A 20,009-nucleotide genomic window follows, 5' to 3' on the forward strand; every position below is an offset into this window, starting at 1 on the left:
TGCCCGATGGTCAGCGAAAATGGGTAGAATGCGCTTTTTTTTCCACCTCGGGGGTGCGCCTTGCGCGAAATTGTCCTGATAAACATCACCGGCGAAGATCGTCCCGGTCTGACTGCGGCCATTACCGGCGTCCTGGCCCAGGGTGGTGTGAACATTCTCGACATCGGTCAGGCGGTGATCCACGACGCCTTGTCGTTCGGCATCCTGGTCGAGATCCCGGACAACGAGCGCAGTTCCTCGGTGCTCAAGGACATCCTGTTCACCGCCTACAAGCTCGACCAGCAGGTGCGTTTCACCCCGGTGTCCGAGGAGGATTACCAGCAGTGGGTGGCAGGGCAGGGCAAGAAGCGCCACATCGTCACCCTGCTGACCCGCAAGGTCACCGCCGAGCAGTTGCAGCGAGTCAGTTCGATCACCGCCAAGTACGGCTTGAACATCGACCACATCGATCGCCTGTCCGGGCGCATGCCCCTGGATATGCCCGCCGACCAGGGCAAGGGCTGCATCGAGTTCTCGGTACGCGGCGAAGCCGCCGATCCCCAGGCGCTGCGGGCCGAATTCCTCAGTGTGGCCCAGGAGTTGAACGTCGACATCGCCTTCCAGGAGGACTCGCTGTTCCGCCGCAACCGGCGCCTGGCGGTGTTCGACATGGACTCGACGCTGATCGAGGCCGAAGTAATCGACGAGTTGGCCAAGGCCGCTGGGGTCGGCGATCGGGTCGCGGCAATCACCGAACGGGCCATGGCCGGCGAGCTGGATTTTCGCGCCAGCTTCAAGGAGCGCCTGGCCCTGCTCAAAGGCCTGGACGTCAGCGTGCTGGATTCCATCGGCGCCTCCCTGCGCCTGACCGAGGGCGCCGAGACCCTGTTCGCCGAGCTCAAGCGCCTGGGCTACAAGACCGCGATCCTGTCCGGTGGCTTCACCTATTTCGCCAAGCAGCTGCAAGCCAAGCTGGGCATCGACTACGTGTTCGCCAACGAGCTGGAAGTGGTGGATGGCAAGGTCACCGGCGTGGCCGTAGAGCCGATTGTCGACGCACAACGCAAGGCCGACCTGCTGCGTGAACTCGCGCACAAGGAAGGCCTGCGCCTGGAGCAGACCATCGCGGTCGGCGACGGCGCCAACGACCTGCCGATGCTGGGCATTGCCGGCCTGGGCGTGGCGTTCCGTGCCAAGCCGCTGGTCAAGCAGTCGGCCAAGCAGGCGATCTCGACCCTGGGCCTGGACGGCGTGCTGTACCTGTTGGGCTTGCGCGATCGCGACGGGCAGGCCTGATCGGGTACGAGTCTTCCCCCATGAAAAACGCCGCTGATCAGCGGCGTTTTTGTTTGCGGTGTTAGCCGGGCATCACGCCGTGGGCGCGCCCAGGCCCTGGCCCATGCGGACCGGCGAACCGGCCGCCAGCCCTTCGGCCCACTGCACCTGGTCCGGGCCGAACAGCACGATGGCGGTGGAGCCCAGTTTGAAGCGGCCCATCTCGGCGCCTTTCTCCAGGTGGATCGGGGCGCGGGCGGCCTCGTCGTAGCGCACGGTCTTGAGTTCGCGCTTGGGTGGCGTCACCAGGCCGGCCCAGACGGTTTCGATCGAGGCGACGATCATCGCGCCCACCAGCACCAGGGCCATGGGGCCGCGCTCGGTGTCGAAGATGCACACCACGCGCTCGTTGCGGGCGAACAGCTCGGGGACGTTTTCCGCGGTGGTCTGGTTGACCGAGAAGATCCGCCCGGGGACGTAGACCATTTCCCGCAGGGTGCCGGCCAGCGGCATGTGCACGCGGTGGTAGTCCTTGGGTGACAGGTAGATGGTGGCGAAGTCGCCGCCCATGAACGGCGCGGCCAGGGCCGGGTCACCGCCCAGCAGCTCCAGCACGCTGTAGCTGTGGCCCTTGGCCTGGAACACTCGCCCATGTTCGATCGGGCCGAGCTGGCTGACGGCGCCGTCGGCGGGGCTGAGCACCGCGCCCGGAGTCGGGTCCAGTGGCCGTGCGCCGTCTTTCAGGGCGCGGGTGAAGAAGGCATTGAAGTGCTCGTAGGCGGTCACGTCTTCTACCTGGGCCTCGGACATGTCCACCTGGTACTGCTTGGCGAACCAGCTGGTGAAGGCATTCTTGAACCAGCGCACGCGGCACTCGGCGATGCAGCCCGCCAGACGCGACAGCAGGTGGTGAGGCAGCAGGTACTGGCTGATGATGAACAAACGCTTTTTCATTGGGTGTCCTTAAAAACCTTAAATCTCTACGGGCGTATCGGGATGATTGCCCCATTCGCCCCACGAGCCGGCGTAGCCTTTGACCCGTGGATAGCCCAGCGCCTTGGCCACCAGGTAGGTGAAGCCGGAGCGGTGGTGGGTCTGGCAGTGGGTGATCACTTCTTTGTCTTTGCTGATGCCCAGGCTCTCGAGAATCTGCGGCATGTCACGGCGGATGCGCAGGTGGCGGGCCTGGTCCATGCCGGCGGTCCATTCGAAATTCACTGCGCCGGGAATGTGCCCGCCCTTGGCGGCCAGGACCTTTTCGCCCGAATACTCCAGCGGGCCGCGGGCGTCCCAGATGGCCAGGTCGGCGGCGCCGAGGCGGCTCTGCAGGTACTCGCGGGTGGCGGTAGGTTGGTCGTGCAGGGTCAGGGGCACCGGGCCGCCGACGGCTGACGGTACCTGGGTGGATACCGGCAGGCTTTCCGCCAGCCAGGCCGACAGGCCGCCATCGACGTAGTGATAGTGCGGGTGGCCGATCACATCCAGCAGCCAGATGAAGCGTCCGGCCCAGCCGCCGCCCTCATCGTCATACACCACATAGACCGCGTCGGGGTTGTGTCCGAGCTCACCGAACAGCGCCTCGAGGGCGGCCTTGGGTGGCAGCAGTCCGGGGGCTGGCGCCTGGCCGAGCTGGGTGCGCTTGGGGTCGACGAAGCGTGCCCCGGGAATATGCCCGGTGCTATAGCGGGCGGCGCTGGTCAGGTCGACCAGGATCAGTTCGCGGGCGTCGAGACGGGCGAGCAGGTCGCCGGGTTCGATGACCAGCGGCAAGCCGGAAAAGTCAGACATGTCAGGTCCCCAGGGCACAAAGGGTGGAATTGTAGCGCAAGCGCTACTGGCTGCGGTTGGTAAAGCTGTGCAAGGCTTTCTCGATGCACTGGGCGGTCTTGCCGAAGGCCTGGACGCTGGTTTCGGCCAAGGGCACGCCGCCCTGGTCGGCGATCGCCAGCAGCAGAACCCGACCATTGCAGGACAGCGAGCGGATCAGCAGGTGCTCGCCACGGAACAGCTGGCGCAGGGCCCCGGGCAGGTGAGGAGCGAATTGCCGATAGTTGTCCGGGGTCAGGCGGATCTGCGCGGACTTCTCCAGCAGGCGCTGCAGCAATGGGCTTTGCTTGGCTTGCAGGCTCAGCCCGGCGGCTTCCCTGGGCAGGCCATGCAGCTGTTGCACTCGCAACTGGCTGTGGCTGCGATCGACCATCAGCAGCATGATCCGCCGCATGCCACACGCTGCCAGGGCATCCCGGGCACAACCGGTGAGGTGCACGGCATTGGTGAAGGGGCTCGGCTCGAGCAGCAGCTCGCTGCACAGCTGGCGCCACTTGGCCAGTTCCAGGGCGGTCGGCGCTGGTGCGGGCAGCTCGCCATTGTGCAGGCGGCGCACGTTCCAGGGCCAGAGCAGGGCCTGGGCCGGATGCCAGAGATCGGGCTGGCTGTCGTTGCGGGCACTGTTGGCGGCTTGTTGGTGCAACTGCTGCTGGACCTCGGCGACCGGCGTCTGCAGGTACAGGGCGGTGAGGTTCTGCCAGCGCTGGCCGTGGGGGTTGTTCCAGGAGAATTGCGCCGCCAGGGCCATGCCGTTGGCCAGCAGGACGCAGTTGGCCGGCTGGTTCAGCCAGCGCCGCAGTTCCGAGTCGTCGTCCAGGCGCTGTTGCTGGCGCAGCGGGTTGTCGCTGTCGCGGGCGATCAGCATGACCTTGGCCAGCAGGTGTTGCTCGCTGGTCAGCAGGCGGTAGCCCTGTTGCACCCAGATCGGCAGGTGCCAGGCTTGAACCAGGGCTTGGCAGACCTCCATCAGGCGTACGCCGAACAATTGCAGTTCAACCTTGCGCGCCGACTCGTGCTTGTAGATGACCCGCAGCTCCCACTCTTCCATCAGCGTGGGGTAGCTCAAGGCCATGGCCCACAGAGGAGAGAGGAACAGCAGGCTGCCCCAGTGGATGTCCTGCCACAGGCGGGCCAGGCGCCCGGCGAAGAAACCGTTGGCTTGTTGGGTGGCGTGCCGGCTGATCAGCTGCAGCTGCCGCAGGGCCTGGGGAATTTGCGCTTCGGGCAGGGTCGGCAGTTGTTCCAGCAATTCCTGGGTACGCTTGAGGCCCAGGCGGTTGACCGCGATTTCCAGGTTCTCCGCCGGCTCGCTCATGCTGCCGTGGGTATGCCGGTTGGCCTCGCGGATCACGCTAAGGGCCAATGCCGGGCTATCTTGCATCAGGTCGGCGATTTCCCGCAGCGAACTGCGATTATTGGCGATGGCCTTGCAGACCCGGTCGTGGCTGGCTTGCGGCACCGGCAGGCGCACGGCGCAGAGAAGCTTGAGCCAGGCGTCTAGAGAGCTGGGCGCAGAGTGCGGGGTGCTGGTTTCATTGGACATGGTCGGGCGCAATCATTGTCTGCTGGGAACACGCCCGGAGTGGGCCAAACTGGCTTTTCGCCTTAACTGGCTATAGTCTGGCGCAGTTTTGCCGATAAGTAGAAGAAGAGTTTTAAGAACTTCCGAATATGACCTTGAACCCGACTCATAAGTACTCTCCTATCTATGGCTAAAATTATCGGCATCATCGTCGTATTCGCTAGCGTGCTCGGCGGATACGTGCTTTCCCACGGCAAGATCGCAGCGCTGATCCAGCCTTTCGAGGTCATGATCATCGGCGGTGCGGCTTTTGGTGCATTCCTCCAGGCCAACCCTGGCTACATGACGATGCACGTCGTCAAGAAATCCCTGGGGATGTTCAGTTCGCGTTTCACCCATACCTTCTACCTGGAAGTGCTGGGCCTGATCTACGAGATCCTCAACAAGAGCCGCCGCGAAGGCATGATGGCCATCGAAGGCGATATCGAGGACGCAGCCGCCAGCCCGATCTTCGCCAAGTACCCGGCGGTGCTCAAAGACGAGCGCATGACCGCCTACATCTGTGACTACCTTCGCATCATGTCCTCCGGCAACATGGCTCCCCATGAGCTGGAAGGCCTGTTCGACATGGAGCTGTTCAGCCTCAAGGAAGAACTCGAGCATCCATCCCATGCGGTCACCGGTATTGCCGACGGCATGCCTGGTTTCGGTATCGTCGCGGCGGTACTGGGTATCGTGGTGACGATGGCGTCCCTGGGTGACGGTGACCAGAAGTCCATCGGCCTGCACGTGGGTGCGGCGCTGGTAGGTACCTTCTTCGGTATTCTCGCGGCCTATGGTTTCTTCGGCCCGCTGGCCCATTCCCTGGCCCACGATGCCAAGGAAGAGCTGAACGTCTACGAAGCCATCAAGGCGTCCTTGGTGGCCTCCGCTTCCGGCATGCCGCCTTCGCTGGCGGTGGAGTTCGGGCGTAAGGTTCTGTACCCGGCGCACCGTCCGAGCTTCGCCGAGCTGGAACAAGCGGTTCGCGGTCGCTAAGTCATGGAAAACAATCAGCCGATTATCATCAAGCGCGTCAAGCGCTTCGCCGGCGGACATCACGGGGGCGCCTGGAAAATTGCCTTCGCCGACTTCGCCACGGCGATGATGGCGTTCTTCCTGGTGCTGTGGCTGTTGTCCACGGCCACCCCGGAACAGAAGATCGCCATCGCCGGTTACTTCAAGGACCCGATCGGCTTTTCCGAAAGCGGTACGCCCTACATCATCGACCTGGGCGGCTCGCCGGAGCTGGCGCCGGAAAACACCCTGAACCCCGAGATCAAGTCCCAGCCCCAGCCGGACAAGGTCACGGTGGACTCCGAGCAGGTGGAGGGCATGGCCGAACAGGTCGAGCGCGAGCGTCTTGAACTGTTGCTGCAGGAATTGCAGAACAAGGTCGAGGAAAATCCCCAGCTGCAGAAGTTCAAGGACCAGATTCTTTTCGAGATCACGCCTGACGGCTTGCGCATCCAGATCATGGACGCCGAGAACCGGCCGATGTTCGACTCCGGCAGTGCCCGCCTGAAGCCGTATTTCGAAGACATCCTGCTGGCCATGGCCGACACCATCAAGGCGGTGCCGAACAAGATCAGCATCAGCGGCCACACCGACGCCACGCCTTACTCGGGCAGCGGCGAGTTCGGCAACTGGGAGCTGTCGGCCAACCGTGCCAATGCTGCTCGCCGGGCGCTGGTTGCCGGGGGGTATCCTGATCCGCAAGTGGCGCGGGTGGTGGGTTTCGCTTCGTCGGCGCTGTTCGATCGCAAGGATCCGTTCAACCCGGTCAACCGGCGTATCGACATCGTGGTGCTGACCAAGCGGGCCCAGCGCGCCATCGAGGGCGAGCAGGGCGACCAGAAAGCTCCGGCGCCGACCCAGGGCACTGGAGCCCCTGGCGAGGTACCGGGGGCGACAGCCGATCCGCACGCCTTGCCACCGGGTAGCGAACCACTGCCGGCCCACGAAGTGCGCCAGCGCCTGAACATCTTCGAGGACGGGGTGCTGAAAATGGATGAGCAGGGCGCGGCGGGCAAAACGCCTGCACCTGCTGCGCCAGCAACGGCCCCCACGGCCACGCCGGGAACCGCCAGGTAAAAACGACTAGGCCGCGATGATCGCGGCCTAGTCGTTTCTGCGTGGAGGCAGGGTCAGTAGCTGTCGTCGGGCAGGCTGGCGATGATCGAGCGGTAGCTGTTCATTCGCTGTTGCTGGATGCGGCCCTCTTCCAGGGCCTTGAGCAGAGCGCAGCCGGGCTCTCGGTCGTGCTTGCAGTCACGGAAGCGGCAGGTGCCCAGCAGGTCGTTGAACTCGATGAAGCCGGCTTCGACGTCGGCGCGGCTGACGTGGCCCAGGCCGAATTCGCGAATGCCGGGGGAGTCGATCAGCTCGCCGCCACCGGGGAAGTGGAACAGCCGGGCGGTGGTGGTGGTGTGGGTGCCCTGTCCGGAAAATTCCGACAGCGGGCCGACCCGGGTGGAGACGTCTGGCAGCAGGCTGTTGACCAGGGATGACTTGCCCACCCCCGATTGGCCGACGAACACGCTGATGCGGCCATCGAGCAGCGCTTGTAGTTGCTCCATGCCGTCGCCGTGATGGGCCGAGACTTCCAGCAGCGGATAGCCCAGCTGGCGATAGACCGCCAGCAGGGCGTTGAGCGCCGGGGCGTTCTGCGCGTCGATCAGGTCGGCCTTGTTCAGCAGCAGCAAGGGACGGATCCCGGCATGTTCGGCGGCCACCAGGTAACGGTCGATGAGGTTGGCGTGGGGTTCTGGCATGGGCGCGAAGACGATCACGATCATGTCGACGTTGGCCGCTACCGGCTTGAGCTGGCCACGGCTGTCGGGGCGGCAGAGCTCGGTGCTGCGGGGCAGTTGGGCGACGATCACCCCTATGCCCTGGTTGCCGGCGCGCCAGACCACCTGGTCGCCGGTCACCAGCGCCGGCAGGTTGGCCCGCAAGTGACAGCGAAATACCTGGCCGGCCAGTTCGCCTTCGCGGGCCTCGACTTCGACCTGGACGCCGAAGTGGGCGATCACCAGGCCGGTCTGCTCCGGCCCCAGGTCGCCCCCTTCCAGCGCCTCCATGACGGAGGACTCGCGTTTGGCGGCGCGGGCTGCGCGCTCACCCTGGATCTTTTCGATGCGCCAGTTCTGGCGGCGATTGAGCTGGCGTTTGGCCATTGATGTTCCGTGTCGATAATTACGGCGATTGGGTAAAACGGCGGCGAGTTTAGCACGCCGGGCAGGCCCTCTAGGCTAAACTGCGCAACCACGCCGAGGAGCCCACCCATGCAAAACCCGCAGAACCTGATTTGGATCGATCTGGAAATGACCGGTCTGAACCCCGACACCGACGTCATCATCGAGATGGCGACCATCGTCACCGATAGCAACCTGAATACCTTGGCTGAAGGACCGGTCATCGCCATCCACCAGAGCGACGAGATTCTCGCCGGCATGGATGAGTGGAACACTCGCCAGCACGGCAACTCCGGCCTGACCCAGCGGGTGCGTGAGAGCCGCATCGACATGGCCGAGGCCGAGGCCCGGACCATCGCCTTCCTGGAGCAATGGGTGCCCAAGGGCAAGTCGCCGATCTGTGGCAACAGCATCTGCCAGGACCGGCGCTTCCTCTATCGCCACATGAAGAGCCTGGAAAGCTATTTCCACTACCGCAACCTCGACGTCTCGACCCTCAAGGAACTGGCTGCCCGTTGGGCACCCGAGGTGCGCGACAGCTTCAAGAAGGGCGGTACTCACCTGGCCCTGGACGACATCCGCGAATCCATCGCCGAGCTGCAGCACTACCGCAAGCACTTCATCAAGCTCTGAACATGCTGGCGAGCGGGCCGGTTGCCTCGTGCCCGCTGCCGCCCTCTTTTGGTGCCCGCGCCAACTGAGTAGACTGCGCGCCTTCTTGAAGGGACCGCCAACATGTTGTTGATGCTTTATCTGATCGCCATTACCGCCGAAGCCATGACTGGCGCCCTTTCTGCCGGACGTCGCGGCATGGACTGGTTCGGCGTGGTCCTGATCGCCTGTGTCACCGCCCTGGGCGGCGGTTCGGTGCGCGATGTGCTGCTCGGGCATTACCCGCTGACCTGGGTCAAGCATCCCGAGTACCTGGTGCTGACGTCGGTGGCGGCCCTGGTGACGATCTTCATCGCCCCCTTGATGCGCCATTTGCGCTCGCTGTTTTTGGTGCTCGATGCGGTCGGTCTGGTGGCCTTCACCCTGATCGGCTGCATGACCGCCCTGGAGATGGGCCACGGCATGCTGGTGGCTTCGGTCAGCGGGGTGATCACCGGGGTCTTCGGCGGCATTCTCCGGGATATCTTCTGCAACGATATTCCGCTGATCTTCCGTCGTGAGCTGTACGCCAGCGTGTCCTTCGCCGCTGCCTGGTGCTACATGCTGTGCATCTATCTGCAACTACCCGGCGAGCAGTCGATCCTGATCACCTTGTTCGGTGGCTTTCTGCTGCGCTTGCTGGCGATTCGCTTCCACTGGGAAATGCCCAAGTTCGTCTACAACGACGAACATTGACGGCTGGCATGCTGGGCCAGGGCCCACTGCACATGTTCGCGCACCAACTCCGACGGGTAGTTCTGGCGGGCCTTCAGGGCTTCCAGCACCGGAATGGTGGATGGTGCGTTGCCCAGGCCCACCGCGAGGTTGCGCAACCAGCGCTCGTAGCCGGCGCGCCGCAGCGGTGAGCCCTCGGTATTGCTCAGGAATTGCTCTTCATCCCACAGGAACAGTTCCGCCAGTTCGGCGTTGTCCAGGTTGTGCCGGGGCTTGAAGTCGCCCTCTCCCGAGGTGCGGGCGAAACGGTTCCAGGGGCAGACGATCTGGCAGTCGTCGCAGCCAAATACCCGGTTGCCGATCAGTGGGCGCAGTTCTTCGGGAATGGCGTTCTTCAACTCGATGGTCAGGTAGGAAATGCAGCGCCGGGCGTCCAGCTGGTAAGGGCCGACGAAGGCGTTGGTCGGGCAGATGTCCAGGCACGCAGTGCAGCGTCCGCAATGTTCGCTGGCGTGGGGGGTATCCACTGGCAGTGGCAGGTCGACGAACAGCTCGCCGAGGAAGAAGTAGCTGCCGGCCTTGCGGTTGAGGACCAGGGTGTTCTTGCCGATCCAGCCCAGGCCGGCCTGTTCGGCAATGGCTTTCTCCAGCACTGGCGCACTGTCGACGAAGGCGCGGTAGCCGAAGGGGCCGATGACCTGTTGGATGCGCTCGGCCAGTTGCTGCACACGCTTGCGGATCAGCTTGTGGTAGTCGCGGCCCAGGGCATAGCGCGAGACATAGGCCTTGGATGGCTGGGCCAGGCGCTGGGTCATCTGGGTGTCGCCGGGCAGGTAGTCCATGCGTAGCGAAACCACGCGCAGGGTGCCGGGCACCAGTTCTGCAGGACGCGAGCGCTTGTTGCCGTGGGCGCCCATGTATTCCATTTCACCGTGGTAGCCAGCGGCGAGCCAGCGTTCCAGGTGGCTTTCGTGTTCGGCAAGGTCCAGGCCGCTGATGCCGACTTGCTGGAAGCCCAGTTCGCGGCCCCAGTCCTTGATGGATTGGGCGAGGGCGGGAAGATCCTGGGTGATGGCGGGCATGAGGCGAGAGAAACCGACTACTGAGGTGCGTATAATTCTGCCAGACATCGGAGCTGGAAGACGCATGCCGCAGACAAAACACCCCTTGCCAGACATCCAGCCGCTGACGGCCGGTCAGTTGCCGCGCCTGGCTGCCCGTCCAATGGACGCCCATAAAGGCCAGTTCGGCCATGTGCTGTTGATCGGTGGCGACCGAGGGTTTGCCGGCGCCGCGCTGCTGGCGGCCGAAAGTGCCTTGCGCGGCGGCGCGGGCCTGGTGTCGCTGGCCACTCGCAGCGAACACGTGGCGGCAGCCGGCGCCCGGCTGCCCGAGGTCATGACCCGGGGTACGCACTCGGCCAACCAGTTGATGGAGCTGCTGGCCCGGGCCACGGTGGTGGTCGCCGGTCCTGGCCTGGGCCAGGGCGCGTGGGGGCGCAGCCTGCTATCGGCGGTGGCCAATGCACGGTTGCCCCAGGTCTGGGATGCCGATGCCCTGAACCTGCTGGCCCTGGGTGGCCTGCAGGTGCCGAGCGGCAGCGTGATGACCCCGCATCCGGGGGAAGCGGCGCGACTGCTGGGGCTGGCCACTGCGGATATCCAGGCCGATCGCCCGGCGGCGGCCCTTGCCTTGAGTCGCAAGTATGGTGTGGTGGCGGTGCTCAAGGGTGCGGGCAGCCTGGTGGCCAGCCCCGATGGGCGTTTGGCCCGCTGCGATGCTGGGCATCCGGCGATGGCTACGGCCGGCCTGGGCGATGTCCTGGCGGGTTTGCTCGGTGCGCTGCTGGCCCAGGGCCTGCCGGCGTTCGAGGCAGCTTGCCTGGCGGTCTGGCTGCATGCCAGTGCCGGCGAGCAGCAAGGAAAAATGGGCCGTGGGCTGGCGGCCAGTGATCTGATTCCAGCCATTCGTCAGTTGTTGGAGGAGCAAGCACCGTGTCTGAGTTAACCCTTTATCTGGCCGACGAACAGGCCATGGTGGAATTTGGTGCACGCATTGCTCGAATCACCGGTGGCATGGGGGTGATCTTTCTCGAAGGGGACCTGGGGGCGGGCAAGACCACGCTGTCCCGGGGGATCATCCGCGGCCTGGGCCACACTGGCGCGGTGAAGAGCCCGACCTTCACCCTGGTCGAGCCTTATGAGGTTGGTGCGGTGCGGGCCTTCCACTTCGATCTGTATCGCCTGGTCGATCCGGAGGAGCTGGAGTACCTGGGGATCCGCGACTATTTCGAAGGCGATGCCCTGTGCCTCCTGGAGTGGCCCCAGCGCGGTGCAGGCTTTTTGCCAAAGCCCGACCTGACCATTACCATTACCCCGCAAAATAATGGGCGTTGCGTACATCTATTGTCTCAAGGCTCGCGAGGCGAGTCCTGGTGTGCCGCTTTGGCGTTGGAATTCAATAATTGATGGGGTTAGGTATGCGCATTCGCGCGTTGGTTGCTGTCGTAGGACTATTGCTTACGGCATTGGCCGTCGATGCTGTGGCCGCTACACAGGTTCGCAGCGTCCGCCTCTGGCGGGCACCGGATAACACGCGATTGGTATTCGACCTGTCCGGCCCGGTTCAACACAGCGTCTTTACCCTCACGGCCCCGGATCGTCTGGTGATCGATATCAATGGCGCCACCCTAGGTGGTTCGCTGAATGTCGCCACGGCCAATACCCCGATCACCGCCATGCGCTCGGCGCAGCGTACCCCCACGGACCTGCGGGTAGTGGTGGACTTGAAGAAGGCCGTCACGCCGAAGAGCTTCACCCTGGCCCCCAATGCCCAGTACGGCAACCGCCTGGTGGTCGACCTGTTCGACAACCCGGCCGACGCAGCGCCGCCGACTGCGCCGCCGCCAGCCGTGGCCACCGTCCCGGCGGTGCCTGTCACGCCGGCAGAACCGGCGATCAAGCTGCCTCCGGCCCCGGCGGGTAAACGCGACATCATCGTGGTGATCGATGCCGGCCACGGCGGCGAGGACCCGGGCGCGTCCGGCTCCCGCGGCCAGCACGAGAAGGACGTGGTGCTGTCCATCGCCCGCGAACTGCAGCGCCAGATCAACGGCGTCAAGGGCTACCGTGCCGAGCTGACCCGTACCGGCGACTACTTCATCCCTCTGCGTGGCCGGACCGAGATCGCCCGCAAGAAGGGCGCCGACCTGTTCGTTTCGATCCACGCCGACGCCGCGCCGTCCGCGGCGGCTTTCGGTGCTTCGGTGTTCGCCCTGTCCGAGCGCGGCGCCACTTCGGAAACCGCGCGCTGGCTGGCGGACAGCGAGAACCGTTCCGACCTGATCGGTGGTGCCGGCAATGTCAGCCTCGATGACAAGGACCGGATGCTGGCCGGGGTACTGCTGGACCTATCGATGACCGCATCCCTGACCTCCAGCCTGAACGTCGGGCAGAAGGTGTTGAACAACATCGGCCGGGTCACGCCTCTGCACAAGCAGCGGGTGGAACAGGCTGGGTTCATGGTGCTCAAGTCACCGGACATTCCTTCGATCCTGGTGGAAACCGGCTTCATCTCCAACTCCAACGAGGCCTCCAAGCTGGCCACTGCCAGCCACCAGCAGGCCCTGGCGCGCTCCATCAGCAGCGGCGTGCGACAGTTCTTCCAGCAGAATCCGCCCCCAGGCACCTATATCGCCTGGCTGCGGGATTCCGGAAAGATCGCCCAGGGTCCCCGTGACCACCGGGTCAACCCGGGAGAAACCCTGGCCATGATCGCGGTGCGCTACCAGGTTCCGGCCGCTGCCTTGCGCAGTGCCAACAACCTCAAGGGTGATGAATTGAAAGTGGGGCAGGTCCTGACCATCCCCGGTACTGAATTGGCGGCCAAGGAATGAGTGAATCGGTATTCGGTAGTTCGCGCATCGAGCTGCTCAGCCCGCGCCTTGCCAACCAGATCGCCGCTGGTGAGGTGGTCGAGCGCCCGGCCTCGGTGGCCAAGGAATTGCTGGAAAACAGCCTGGACTCCGGCGCGCGGCGGATCGAGGTGGAGGTCGAGCAAGGTGGCGTGAAGCTGTTGCGGGTACGTGACAACGGTAGTGGTATAGCGCCTGACGACTTGCCGCTGGCCCTGGCGCGCCACGCCACCAGCAAGATTCGTGAGCTGGAAGATCTCGAAGGCGTGCTCAGCCTCGGTTTTCGCGGCGAGGCCTTGGCGTCGATCAGTTCGGTGGCCCGGCTGACCCTGACTTCGCGTACCGCCGAGGCCAGCGAGGCCTGGCAGGTGGAAACCGAAGGCCGCGACATGACCCCACGGGTGCAGCCAGCGGCGCATCCGGTCGGCACTTCGGTGGAGGTGCGCGACCTGTTCTTCAATACCCCGGCCCGGCGCAAGTTCCTCAAGGCCGAGAAGACTGAGTTCGACCATCTGCAAGAGGTCATCCGGCGCCTGGCGCTGGCGCGCTTCGACGTGGCTTTTCACCTGCGCCACAACGGCAAGACCATCTTCAGCCTGCACGAGGCCGTCGACGAGATGGCCCGGGCCCGGCGCGTGGGTACCATCTGCGGCCCGGGCTTCCTCGAGCAGGCGCTGCCGATCGAGGTCGAGCGCAACGGCCTGCGCCTGTGGGGTTGGGTCGGCTTGCCGACGTTCTCGCGCAGCCAGGCGGACCTGCAGTACTTCTTCGTCAACGGCCGCGCGGTGCGCGACAAGCTGGTGGCCCATGCGGTGCGCCAGGCCTACCGTGACGTGCTGTTCAACGGCCGGCACCCGACGTTCGTGCTGTTCCTCGAGCTCGATCCCACCGGGGTCGACGTCAATGTGCATCCGACCAAGCACGAAGTGCGCTTTCGCGAAGGGCGGATGGTCCACGACTTCCTGTATGGCACCCTGCACCGGGCCCTGGCCGACGTGCGTCCGGAGGACCAGCTGGCGGCTCCCGCCTCGACTGCCGAGATGGTCCGCCCGACCGGCCTGCAGGCGGGTGAGTTCGGGCCCCAGGGCGAGATGCGCCTGGCTTCGCCGGTACTCGAACAGCCCCAGGGTGAGCAGCGTCCGGCGTTTTCCTCGAGCGGAGCGGGTGCGGGTTATCAATATCAGTACACGCCGCGTCCGGCGCAGCCGGTGAATGCCGGGGAGAGCCAGGCGGTCTACCGCGAGTTCTATGCGCCGCTGGAAACTGCCCCGAGCGCAAGTGGTGTATTGCCGCAAAGCCAGGGCGACATTCCACCGCTGGGGTACGCCCTGGCCCAGCTCAAGGGCATTTATATCCTGGCCGAGAACGCCATTGGCCTGGTGCTGGTGGACATGCACGCCGCCCATGAGCGGATCATGTACGAGCGGCTGAAGGTGGCCATGGCCAGCGAAGGGCTCAGTGGCCAGCCGCTGCTGGTGCCTGAATCGCTGGCGTTGAGCCAACGCGAAGCCGATTGCGCCGAGGAACACGCCCAGTGGTTCCAGCGCCTGGGCTTCGAATTGCAGCGCCTGGGCCCCGAGAGCCTGGCGATTCGGCAGATACCCGCGTTGCTCAAGCAGGCCGAGGCCAACCGCCTGGTGCAGGACGTACTGGCCGACCTGATGGAATACGGTACCAGTGATCGTATCCAGGCCCACCTCAACGAACTACTGGGAACCATGGCCTGCCATGGCGCCGTGCGCGCCAACCGGCGCCTGGCCATTCCGGAGATGAACGCACTGCTGCGCGACATGGAAAACACCGAGCGCAGCGGCCAGTGCAACCACGGCCGGCCGACCTGGACCCAGATGGGCCTGGACGACCTGGACAAACTCTTTTTGCGCGGCCGTTGATGACCCAGCTTCCTCCCGCGATTTTCCTGATGGGCCCGACCGCGGCGGGCAAGACCGACCTGGCCATCGAGTTGACCAAGGTATTGCCCTGCGAATTGATCAGTGTCGACTCGGCGCTGGTCTATCGCGGCATGGACATCGGCACCGCCAAGCCCTCCAAGGAGCTGCTGGCGCAGTTTCCCCATCGCCTGATCGATATCCTCGACCCGGCCGAAAGTTATTCGGCGGCGGATTTTCGTACCGATGCCCTGGCGGCGATGGCCGATATCACCGCTCGGGGCAAGATCCCGCTGCTGGTGGGGGGCACGATGCTGTATTACAAGGCGCTGCTCGAAGGCCTGGCGGATATGCCGCCGGCGGATCCGCGGATCCGCGCCGAGCTGGAAGAAGAGGCGGCGCGTCTTGGCTGGCAGGCGCTACACGAGCAGTTGGCGGTGGTGGACCCGGAATCCGCGGCGAGGATCCATCCCAATGATCCCCAGCGTTTGACCCGGGCATTGGAGGTCTATCGGGCCAGTGGCCTGACGATGACGGCCCATCGTCAGCGTCAATTGGCGCAAAGTACCGAAGCAGGCGCTTCGGGACACGGCCAATTGCCCTATACTGTCGCCAATCTGGCCATCGCTCCGGCGAATCGCCAGGTACTGCACCAACGTATTGCACAAAGATTCACACAAATGTTGGAACAGGGATTCATCGATGAGGTCGTAGCTCTGCGTTCGAGAAGTGACCTGCATGCCGGGTTGCCGTCTATACGTGCAGTGGGCTACCGCCAAGTCTGGGATCACCTGGATGGCAAGTTGACGTTCGCCGAAATGCAGGAGCGAGGCATCATCGCCACGCGCCAATTGGCGAAACGCCAGTTTACCTGGTTACGCAGCTGGTCCGGCCTGCAATGGTTGGACAGCTTGGATTGCGACAATCTGCCACGCGCCTTGAAATACTTAGGGACGATCTCCATATTGGGCTGAGTCCTTGCAATTGCCGTCTATCCTTGGGGGTGTGACGGCTTTGGTCATCTGTTTTCCGGTTTTTATTATTGATCCTTAAAGGAGTGCGGCACATGTCAAAAGGGCATTCGCTACAAGACCCTTACTTGAATACATTGCGTAAAGAGAAAGTTGGGGTTTCCATCTATCTGGTCAACGGCATCAAGCTGCAAGGCACGATCGAGTCCTTCGACCAATTCGTCATCCTGCTGAAAAACACCGTCAGCCAGATGGTCTACAAGCACGCTATCTCGACAGTGGTTCCAGTTCGCCCGATTCGCCTGCCTAGCGCATCCGAATCCGAACAGGGTGACGCTGAGCCAGGTAACGCCTGATAGGAGTCTCCTTTGTTCTTTGAGCGCCACGGTGGTGGTGAGCGAGCCATTCTCGTTCACTTGGAAGGTCAGGACCCTGAGGCGCGCGAAGATCCGCAGGAGTTTCAGGAGCTGGCAGTATCGTCCGGCGCCGAGACCGTCGCGTTTATCAGCGTGCCGCGTCATCGGCCAACCGCCAAATACCTGATTGGCAGCGGCAAGGTCGATGAGTTACGCGACCTGGTCAAAGCCGAACAGGTAGACCTGGTGATTTTCAATCACGTCCTCACGCCCAGCCAGGAACGCAACCTCGAACGCGCATTCGAGTGTCGCGTGATCGACCGCACGGGGCTGATTCTCGATATCTTCGCTCAACGAGCCCGTACTCATGAAGGCAAGCTCCAGGTCGAACTGGCTCAGCTTGAGCACATGAGCACCCGATTGGTGCGCGGTTGGACTCACCTCGAGAGGCAGAAAGGCGGTATCGGCCTGCGTGGGCCGGGGGAAACCCAGCTGGAAACAGACCGGCGTCTGCTACGAGTGCGTTTGCGCCAGATCAAGGCTCGCCTGGAAAAGGTCCGCAGCCAGCGTGAGCAGGCTCGTCGTGGCCGCAAACGGGCCGATATCCCCTCGGTGTCGCTGGTGGGTTACACCAACGCCGGCAAATCCACCCTGTTCAATGCTGTCACCGTGTCCGATGTCTACGCGGCAGACCAGCTTTTCGCCACCCTCGATCCTACCTTGCGCCGACTTGAGCTGGATGACTTGGGGCCGATCGTGCTGGCCGATACCGTGGGCTTCATTCGCCACTTGCCGCACAAGCTGGTCGAGGCGTTCCGTGCGACGCTCGAAGAGTCGAGCAACTCTGATTTGCTGCTGCATGTGATCGACGCCCATGAGCCCGAGCGCATGGCCCAGATCGAGCAGGTCATGGTGGTGCTGGGGGAGATCGGGGCTCAAGACTTGCCGATCCTGGAGGTCTATAACAAACTCGATTTGCTCGAGGGGGTTGAACCGCAGATCCAGCGTGATCCCGATGGCAAGCCGCAGCGGGTCTGGCTGTCGGCTCGCGACGGGCAGGGCCTGGATCTGCTCAAGCAGGCCATCGCCGAGCTTTTGGGGGAAGATTTGTTCGTGGGCACCTTGCGCTTGCCCCAGCGTTTTGCTCGACTGCGAGCACAGTTTTTCCAGTTGAACGCTGTGCAGAAAGAAGATCACGACGACGAGGGTGTCAGTTTGCTGGCCGTTCGCCTGCCCCGTGCCGAGTTGAATCGGCTGGTCAGTCGCGAAGGATGGCAACCGTCGGACTTCATCGAGCAACACACTTTGCAATAAAAGCCTGGGCATGCGGTTGTGCCGCTGTAGCAGGCATTCTGTAGCATTGGCCGGCGCGCCGTGGGCGCGTCTTTGCTTTATCAGATGGAGAGCGCTATGGCTTGGAATGAGCCGGGTGGCAACTCGAATAATCAGGACCCTTGGGGCGGTAAGCGCCGCAATAACGGCGATCGCAAGGGCCCGCCAGATCTCGACGAGGCCTTCCGTAAGCTGCAGGAAAGCCTGAATGGGTTGTTCGGTGGTGGCAAGAAACGTGGTGATGACGGCCCCAGCTCCGGCAAGGGTGGTGGTTTCGGCTTGCTGGGTATTGGTCTGGTGGTGTTGGCGGCGGCATGGCTGTACAGCGCCGTCTACGTCGTCGACGAGCAGGAGCAGGCCGTGGTGCTGCGCTTCGGCAAGTATTACGAGACCGTTGGCCCGGGCCTGAACATCTATTTCCCGCCGATCGATCGCAAGTACATGGAAAACGTCACGCGTGAGCGTGCCTACACCAAGCAGGGCCAGATGCTGACCGAGGACGAGAACATCGTCGAGGTGCCGCTGACCGTGCAGTACAAGATCAGTAACCTGCAGGACTTCGTGCTGAACGTCGACCAGCCGGAGATCAGCCTGCAACACGCGACCGACAGTGCCTTGCGTCACGTGGTGGGTTCCACCGCCATGGACCAGGTGTTGACCGAGGGGCGTGAACTCATGGCCAGCGAGATCAAGGAGCGTCTGCAGCGTTTCCTCGACAACTATCGCACCGGTATTACCGTGACCCAGGTGAACGTACAGAGCGCAGCGGCCCCGCGTGAAGTGCAGGAAGCCTTCGACGACGTGATCCGTGCTCGTGAAGATGAGCAGCGTTCGCGCAACCAGGCTGAAACCTACGCCAACGGCGTGGTTCCTGAAGCTCGCGGCCAGGCCCAGCGCATCCTCGAGGATGCCAACGGTTACCGCGACGAAGTGGTATCGCGCGCCAAGGGTGAGGCCGATCGCTTCACCAAGCTGGTTGCCGAGTACCGCAAGGCGCCAGAGGTCACTCGCCAGCGCCTATACCTGGACACCATGCAGGAAGTCTTCAGCAATACCAGCAAGGTGCTGGTGACCGGTGGCAAGGGCGGGCAGAACAACCTGCTGTACCTGCCGTTGGACAAGATGATCGACAGTGGTCGTAGCGGTGGCTCCTCGGTAACGGGCTCTGCTTCTACCTCCAGCAATGAAGCGAATGCGCGCGCGGCGGTTGAGCATATGCAGCAACAGCAGCAGACGCGTTCTAGGGAGAGTCGCTGATGAGCAATAAATCGCTGATCGCCCTGATCGTGGGTGTAGTCGTGGCGGTGGTTGCCTGGAACAGCTTCTACATCGTGGCTCAGACCGAGCGCGCGGTGTTGCTGCAGTTCGGTCGTGTGGTCCAGGCCGATGTCCAGCCTGGCCTGCATGTGAAAGTGCCCTACGTGAACCAGGTGCGTAAGTTCGATGCGCGCCTGATGACTCTGGACGCACCGACTCAGCGCTTCCTGACCCTGGAAAAGAAAGCCGTGATGGTGGATGCCTACGCCAAGTGGCGAGTGAAGGACGCCGAGCGTTTCTACACCGCGACTTCCGGTCTCAAGCAGATCGCTGACGAGCGCCTGTCCCGCCGCCTGGAGTCGGGCCTGCGTGACCAGTTCGGTAAGCGCACCCTGCATGAGGTGGTGTCCGGCGAGCGCGATGCGCTGATGGCCGACATCACCGGCTCGCTGAACAAGATGGCGGAGAAAGAGCTGGGCATCGAAGTCGTGGATGTCCGGGTCAAGGCGATCGACCTGCCCAAGGAAGTGAACCGCAGCGTGTTCGAGCGGATGAGCACCGAGCGTGAGCGTGAGGCCCGCGAGCACCGTGCCAAGGGTAACGAGCTGGCCGAAGGCATCCGTGCCGACGCCGATCGTCAGCGTCGGGTGCTGTTGGCCGAAGCCTATCGTGAGTCCGAGGAGATTCGTGGTGATGGTGACGCCCAGGCGGCAGCGATCTACGCCAAGGCCTACGGCCAGGACCAGGAGTTCTACGCGTTCTACCGTAGCCTGCGTGCCTACCGTGAAAGCTTCGCGAACAAATCCGACGTCATGGTGCTGGACCCAAGCAGCGACTTTTTCCACTACCTGGAAAAGTCCAAGCCTTGATCCGTCCCTGACCCTGGAGCACCCCGCCGGGCGGCTAAAATGCCTCGCGGGGTGATCCTTTGGGAAAACGGGTGTATGATGCGGCAGCCGGGAAATTCCCGGCTTTTTTGCGTCTGCATGTTTGATTGGCCGTGGCTCGTTCAAGAGTCCGGCGGGATTTTTCGAGGAAAAGGGTCTGTACAGCCGATTTCTGGCTGCCTGTCCGGCTGAGCTCGCGTCGGATGCGACTGTTTTCTGCTTCACTCTAAGGCTGGCCC

At 63.5% G+C, this 20,009-nt stretch carries 19 protein-coding genes; 14 read left to right on the forward strand and 5 right to left on the reverse strand.

The features are described from left to right. The first annotated feature begins 60 nt into the window (after positions 1-60). The gene (gene serB, locus H7A76_RS05075; RefSeq protein WP_185697495.1) at positions 61-1,275 is read left to right on the forward strand and encodes a phosphoserine phosphatase SerB; all 1,215 of its coding nucleotides are present in this window, start codon (positions 61-63) and stop codon (positions 1,273-1,275) included. Positions 1,276-1,347: 72 nt separating this feature from the next. Here the strand turns inward: serB and asd are convergent, their stop codons facing one another. From asd to H7A76_RS05090, 3 genes are read right to left on the reverse strand one after another with little or no spacing between them, the layout of a single operon-like run. After that, on the reverse strand, positions 1,348-2,208 hold the full coding sequence (gene asd / locus H7A76_RS05080; protein ID WP_185697496.1) for an archaetidylserine decarboxylase: 861 nt from the start codon (positions 2,206-2,208) through the stop codon (positions 1,348-1,350). Positions 2,209-2,226: 18 nt separating this feature from the next. Beyond that, positions 2,227-3,042 carry a thiosulfate sulfurtransferase gene (gene rhdA, locus H7A76_RS05085; RefSeq protein ID WP_185697497.1) on the reverse strand — a complete coding sequence of 272 codons (816 nt, stop codon included), beginning with the start codon at positions 3,040-3,042 and terminating at the stop codon, positions 2,227-2,229. 43 nt (positions 3,043-3,085) lie between these two features. Further along, positions 3,086-4,624 (reverse strand): HDOD domain-containing protein, encoded by a 1,539-nt coding sequence (locus H7A76_RS05090; RefSeq protein ID WP_185697498.1) that lies wholly within the window; start codon positions 4,622-4,624, stop codon positions 3,086-3,088. Positions 4,625-4,789: 165 nt separating this feature from the next. Between H7A76_RS05090 and motA the strand changes: the two genes are divergently transcribed. Next, on the forward strand, positions 4,790-5,641 hold the full coding sequence (motA, locus tag H7A76_RS05095) for a flagellar motor stator protein MotA (RefSeq protein WP_185697499.1): 852 nt from the start codon (positions 4,790-4,792) through the stop codon (positions 5,639-5,641). A 3-nt stretch (positions 5,642-5,644) separates the two neighbouring features. Beyond that, the gene (motB, locus tag H7A76_RS05100) at positions 5,645-6,736 is read left to right on the forward strand and encodes a flagellar motor protein MotB (RefSeq protein ID WP_185697500.1); all 1,092 of its coding nucleotides are present in this window, start codon (positions 5,645-5,647) and stop codon (positions 6,734-6,736) included. 53 nt (positions 6,737-6,789) lie between these two features. On the opposite strand, the gene rsgA is transcribed toward motB, so the two are convergent. Further along, positions 6,790-7,821, reverse strand: a complete 1,032-nt coding sequence (gene rsgA, locus H7A76_RS05105) for a small ribosomal subunit biogenesis GTPase RsgA (RefSeq protein ID WP_185697501.1) — start codon at positions 7,819-7,821, stop codon at positions 6,790-6,792. A 108-nt stretch (positions 7,822-7,929) separates the two neighbouring features. On the opposite strand from rsgA, the gene orn reads away from it, so the two are divergent. Both orn and H7A76_RS05115 read left to right on the forward strand, forming a co-directional pair. Continuing rightward, the gene (gene orn, locus H7A76_RS05110) at positions 7,930-8,472 is read left to right on the forward strand and encodes an oligoribonuclease (RefSeq protein WP_185697502.1); all 543 of its coding nucleotides are present in this window, start codon (positions 7,930-7,932) and stop codon (positions 8,470-8,472) included. 102 nt (positions 8,473-8,574) lie between these two features. Then, complete coding sequence (locus H7A76_RS05115; RefSeq protein ID WP_185697503.1) at positions 8,575-9,186, forward strand: trimeric intracellular cation channel family protein; 612 nt, start codon at positions 8,575-8,577, stop codon at positions 9,184-9,186. Here H7A76_RS05115 and queG read toward each other — a convergent pair. Beyond that, positions 9,168-10,247 (reverse strand): tRNA epoxyqueuosine(34) reductase QueG, encoded by a 1,080-nt coding sequence (queG, locus tag H7A76_RS05120; RefSeq protein ID WP_185697504.1) that lies wholly within the window; start codon positions 10,245-10,247, stop codon positions 9,168-9,170. The genes H7A76_RS05115 and queG overlap by 19 nt on opposite strands. Before the next feature lie 64 nt (positions 10,248-10,311). Between queG and H7A76_RS05125 the strand changes: the two genes are divergently transcribed. The 9 genes from H7A76_RS05125 (at position 10,312) to hflC (ending at position 19,752) form a co-directional block, all read left to right on the forward strand. Continuing rightward, positions 10,312-11,172 carry an NAD(P)H-hydrate dehydratase gene (locus tag H7A76_RS05125; protein ID WP_185697505.1) on the forward strand — a complete coding sequence of 287 codons (861 nt, stop codon included), beginning with the start codon at positions 10,312-10,314 and terminating at the stop codon, positions 11,170-11,172. Continuing rightward, a complete protein-coding gene (gene tsaE / locus H7A76_RS05130; RefSeq protein WP_185697506.1) occupies positions 11,160-11,633 on the forward strand; it encodes a tRNA (adenosine(37)-N6)-threonylcarbamoyltransferase complex ATPase subunit type 1 TsaE in 474 nt (157 codons plus the stop codon). The genes H7A76_RS05125 and tsaE overlap by 13 nt, the downstream gene beginning before the upstream one ends. After that, a complete protein-coding gene (locus H7A76_RS05135; protein ID WP_221775112.1) occupies positions 11,633-13,060 on the forward strand; it encodes an N-acetylmuramoyl-L-alanine amidase in 1,428 nt (475 codons plus the stop codon). Before tsaE ends, H7A76_RS05135 begins: the two co-directional genes overlap by 1 nt. Next, on the forward strand, positions 13,057-14,970 hold the full coding sequence (gene mutL, locus H7A76_RS05140) for a DNA mismatch repair endonuclease MutL (RefSeq protein WP_185697508.1): 1,914 nt from the start codon (positions 13,057-13,059) through the stop codon (positions 14,968-14,970). The genes H7A76_RS05135 and mutL overlap by 4 nt, the downstream gene beginning before the upstream one ends. Then, the gene (gene miaA / locus H7A76_RS05145) at positions 14,970-15,941 is read left to right on the forward strand and encodes a tRNA (adenosine(37)-N6)-dimethylallyltransferase MiaA (protein WP_185697509.1); all 972 of its coding nucleotides are present in this window, start codon (positions 14,970-14,972) and stop codon (positions 15,939-15,941) included. Before mutL ends, miaA begins: the two co-directional genes overlap by 1 nt. Before the next feature lie 92 nt (positions 15,942-16,033). Beyond that, entirely contained in the window at positions 16,034-16,294 is a 261-nt protein-coding gene (hfq, locus tag H7A76_RS05150; RefSeq protein WP_007921378.1) for an RNA chaperone Hfq, read from the forward strand. Between the two features lie 12 nt (positions 16,295-16,306). Then, entirely contained in the window at positions 16,307-17,608 is a 1,302-nt protein-coding gene (gene hflX, locus H7A76_RS05155) for a ribosome rescue GTPase HflX (RefSeq protein ID WP_185697510.1), read from the forward strand. 96 nt (positions 17,609-17,704) lie between these two features. After that, positions 17,705-18,883, forward strand: a complete 1,179-nt coding sequence (hflK, locus tag H7A76_RS05160) for an FtsH protease activity modulator HflK (RefSeq protein ID WP_022641566.1) — start codon at positions 17,705-17,707, stop codon at positions 18,881-18,883. Continuing rightward, positions 18,883-19,752, forward strand: coding sequence for a protease modulator HflC (gene hflC / locus H7A76_RS05165; RefSeq protein WP_185697511.1), 870 nt, complete (start codon positions 18,883-18,885; stop codon positions 19,750-19,752). Before hflK ends, hflC begins: the two co-directional genes overlap by 1 nt. The last annotated feature ends 257 nt before the right edge of the window (positions 19,753-20,009 follow it).

Source organism: Pseudomonas sp. MSSRFD41 (assembly GCF_014230245.1).
GTDB classification, from domain to species: domain Bacteria; phylum Pseudomonadota; class Gammaproteobacteria; order Pseudomonadales; family Pseudomonadaceae; genus Aquipseudomonas; species Aquipseudomonas piscis.

Bases quoted from the DNA above. Each gene is read 5' to 3' on its own strand.
- asd (WP_185697496.1), bottom strand. From the start codon at position 2,208: ATGAAAAAGCGTTTGTTCATCATCAGCCAGTACCTGCTGCCTCACCAC.
- rhdA (WP_185697497.1), bottom strand. From the start codon at position 3,042: ATGTCTGACTTTTCCGGCTTGCCGCTGGTCATCGAACCCGGCGACCTG.
- H7A76_RS05090 (WP_185697498.1), bottom strand. From the start codon at position 4,624: ATGTCCAATGAAACCAGCACCCCGCACTCTGCGCCCAGCTCTCTAGAC.
- motA (WP_185697499.1), top strand. From the start codon at position 4,790: ATGGCTAAAATTATCGGCATCATCGTCGTATTCGCTAGCGTGCTCGGC.
- motB (WP_185697500.1), top strand. From the start codon at position 5,645: ATGGAAAACAATCAGCCGATTATCATCAAGCGCGTCAAGCGCTTCGCC.
- rsgA (WP_185697501.1), bottom strand. From the start codon at position 7,821: ATGGCCAAACGCCAGCTCAATCGCCGCCAGAACTGGCGCATCGAAAAG.
- orn (WP_185697502.1), top strand. From the start codon at position 7,930: ATGCAAAACCCGCAGAACCTGATTTGGATCGATCTGGAAATGACCGGT.
- H7A76_RS05115 (WP_185697503.1), top strand. From the start codon at position 8,575: ATGTTGTTGATGCTTTATCTGATCGCCATTACCGCCGAAGCCATGACT.
- queG (WP_185697504.1), bottom strand. From the start codon at position 10,247: ATGCCCGCCATCACCCAGGATCTTCCCGCCCTCGCCCAATCCATCAAG.
- H7A76_RS05125 (WP_185697505.1), top strand. From the start codon at position 10,312: ATGCCGCAGACAAAACACCCCTTGCCAGACATCCAGCCGCTGACGGCC.
- H7A76_RS05135 (WP_221775112.1), top strand. From the start codon at position 11,633: ATGGGGTTAGGTATGCGCATTCGCGCGTTGGTTGCTGTCGTAGGACTA.
- mutL (WP_185697508.1), top strand. From the start codon at position 13,057: ATGAGTGAATCGGTATTCGGTAGTTCGCGCATCGAGCTGCTCAGCCCG.
- miaA (WP_185697509.1), top strand. From the start codon at position 14,970: ATGACCCAGCTTCCTCCCGCGATTTTCCTGATGGGCCCGACCGCGGCG.
- hfq (WP_007921378.1), top strand. From the start codon at position 16,034: ATGTCAAAAGGGCATTCGCTACAAGACCCTTACTTGAATACATTGCGT.
- hflK (WP_022641566.1), top strand. From the start codon at position 17,705: ATGGCTTGGAATGAGCCGGGTGGCAACTCGAATAATCAGGACCCTTGG.
- hflC (WP_185697511.1), top strand. From the start codon at position 18,883: ATGAGCAATAAATCGCTGATCGCCCTGATCGTGGGTGTAGTCGTGGCG.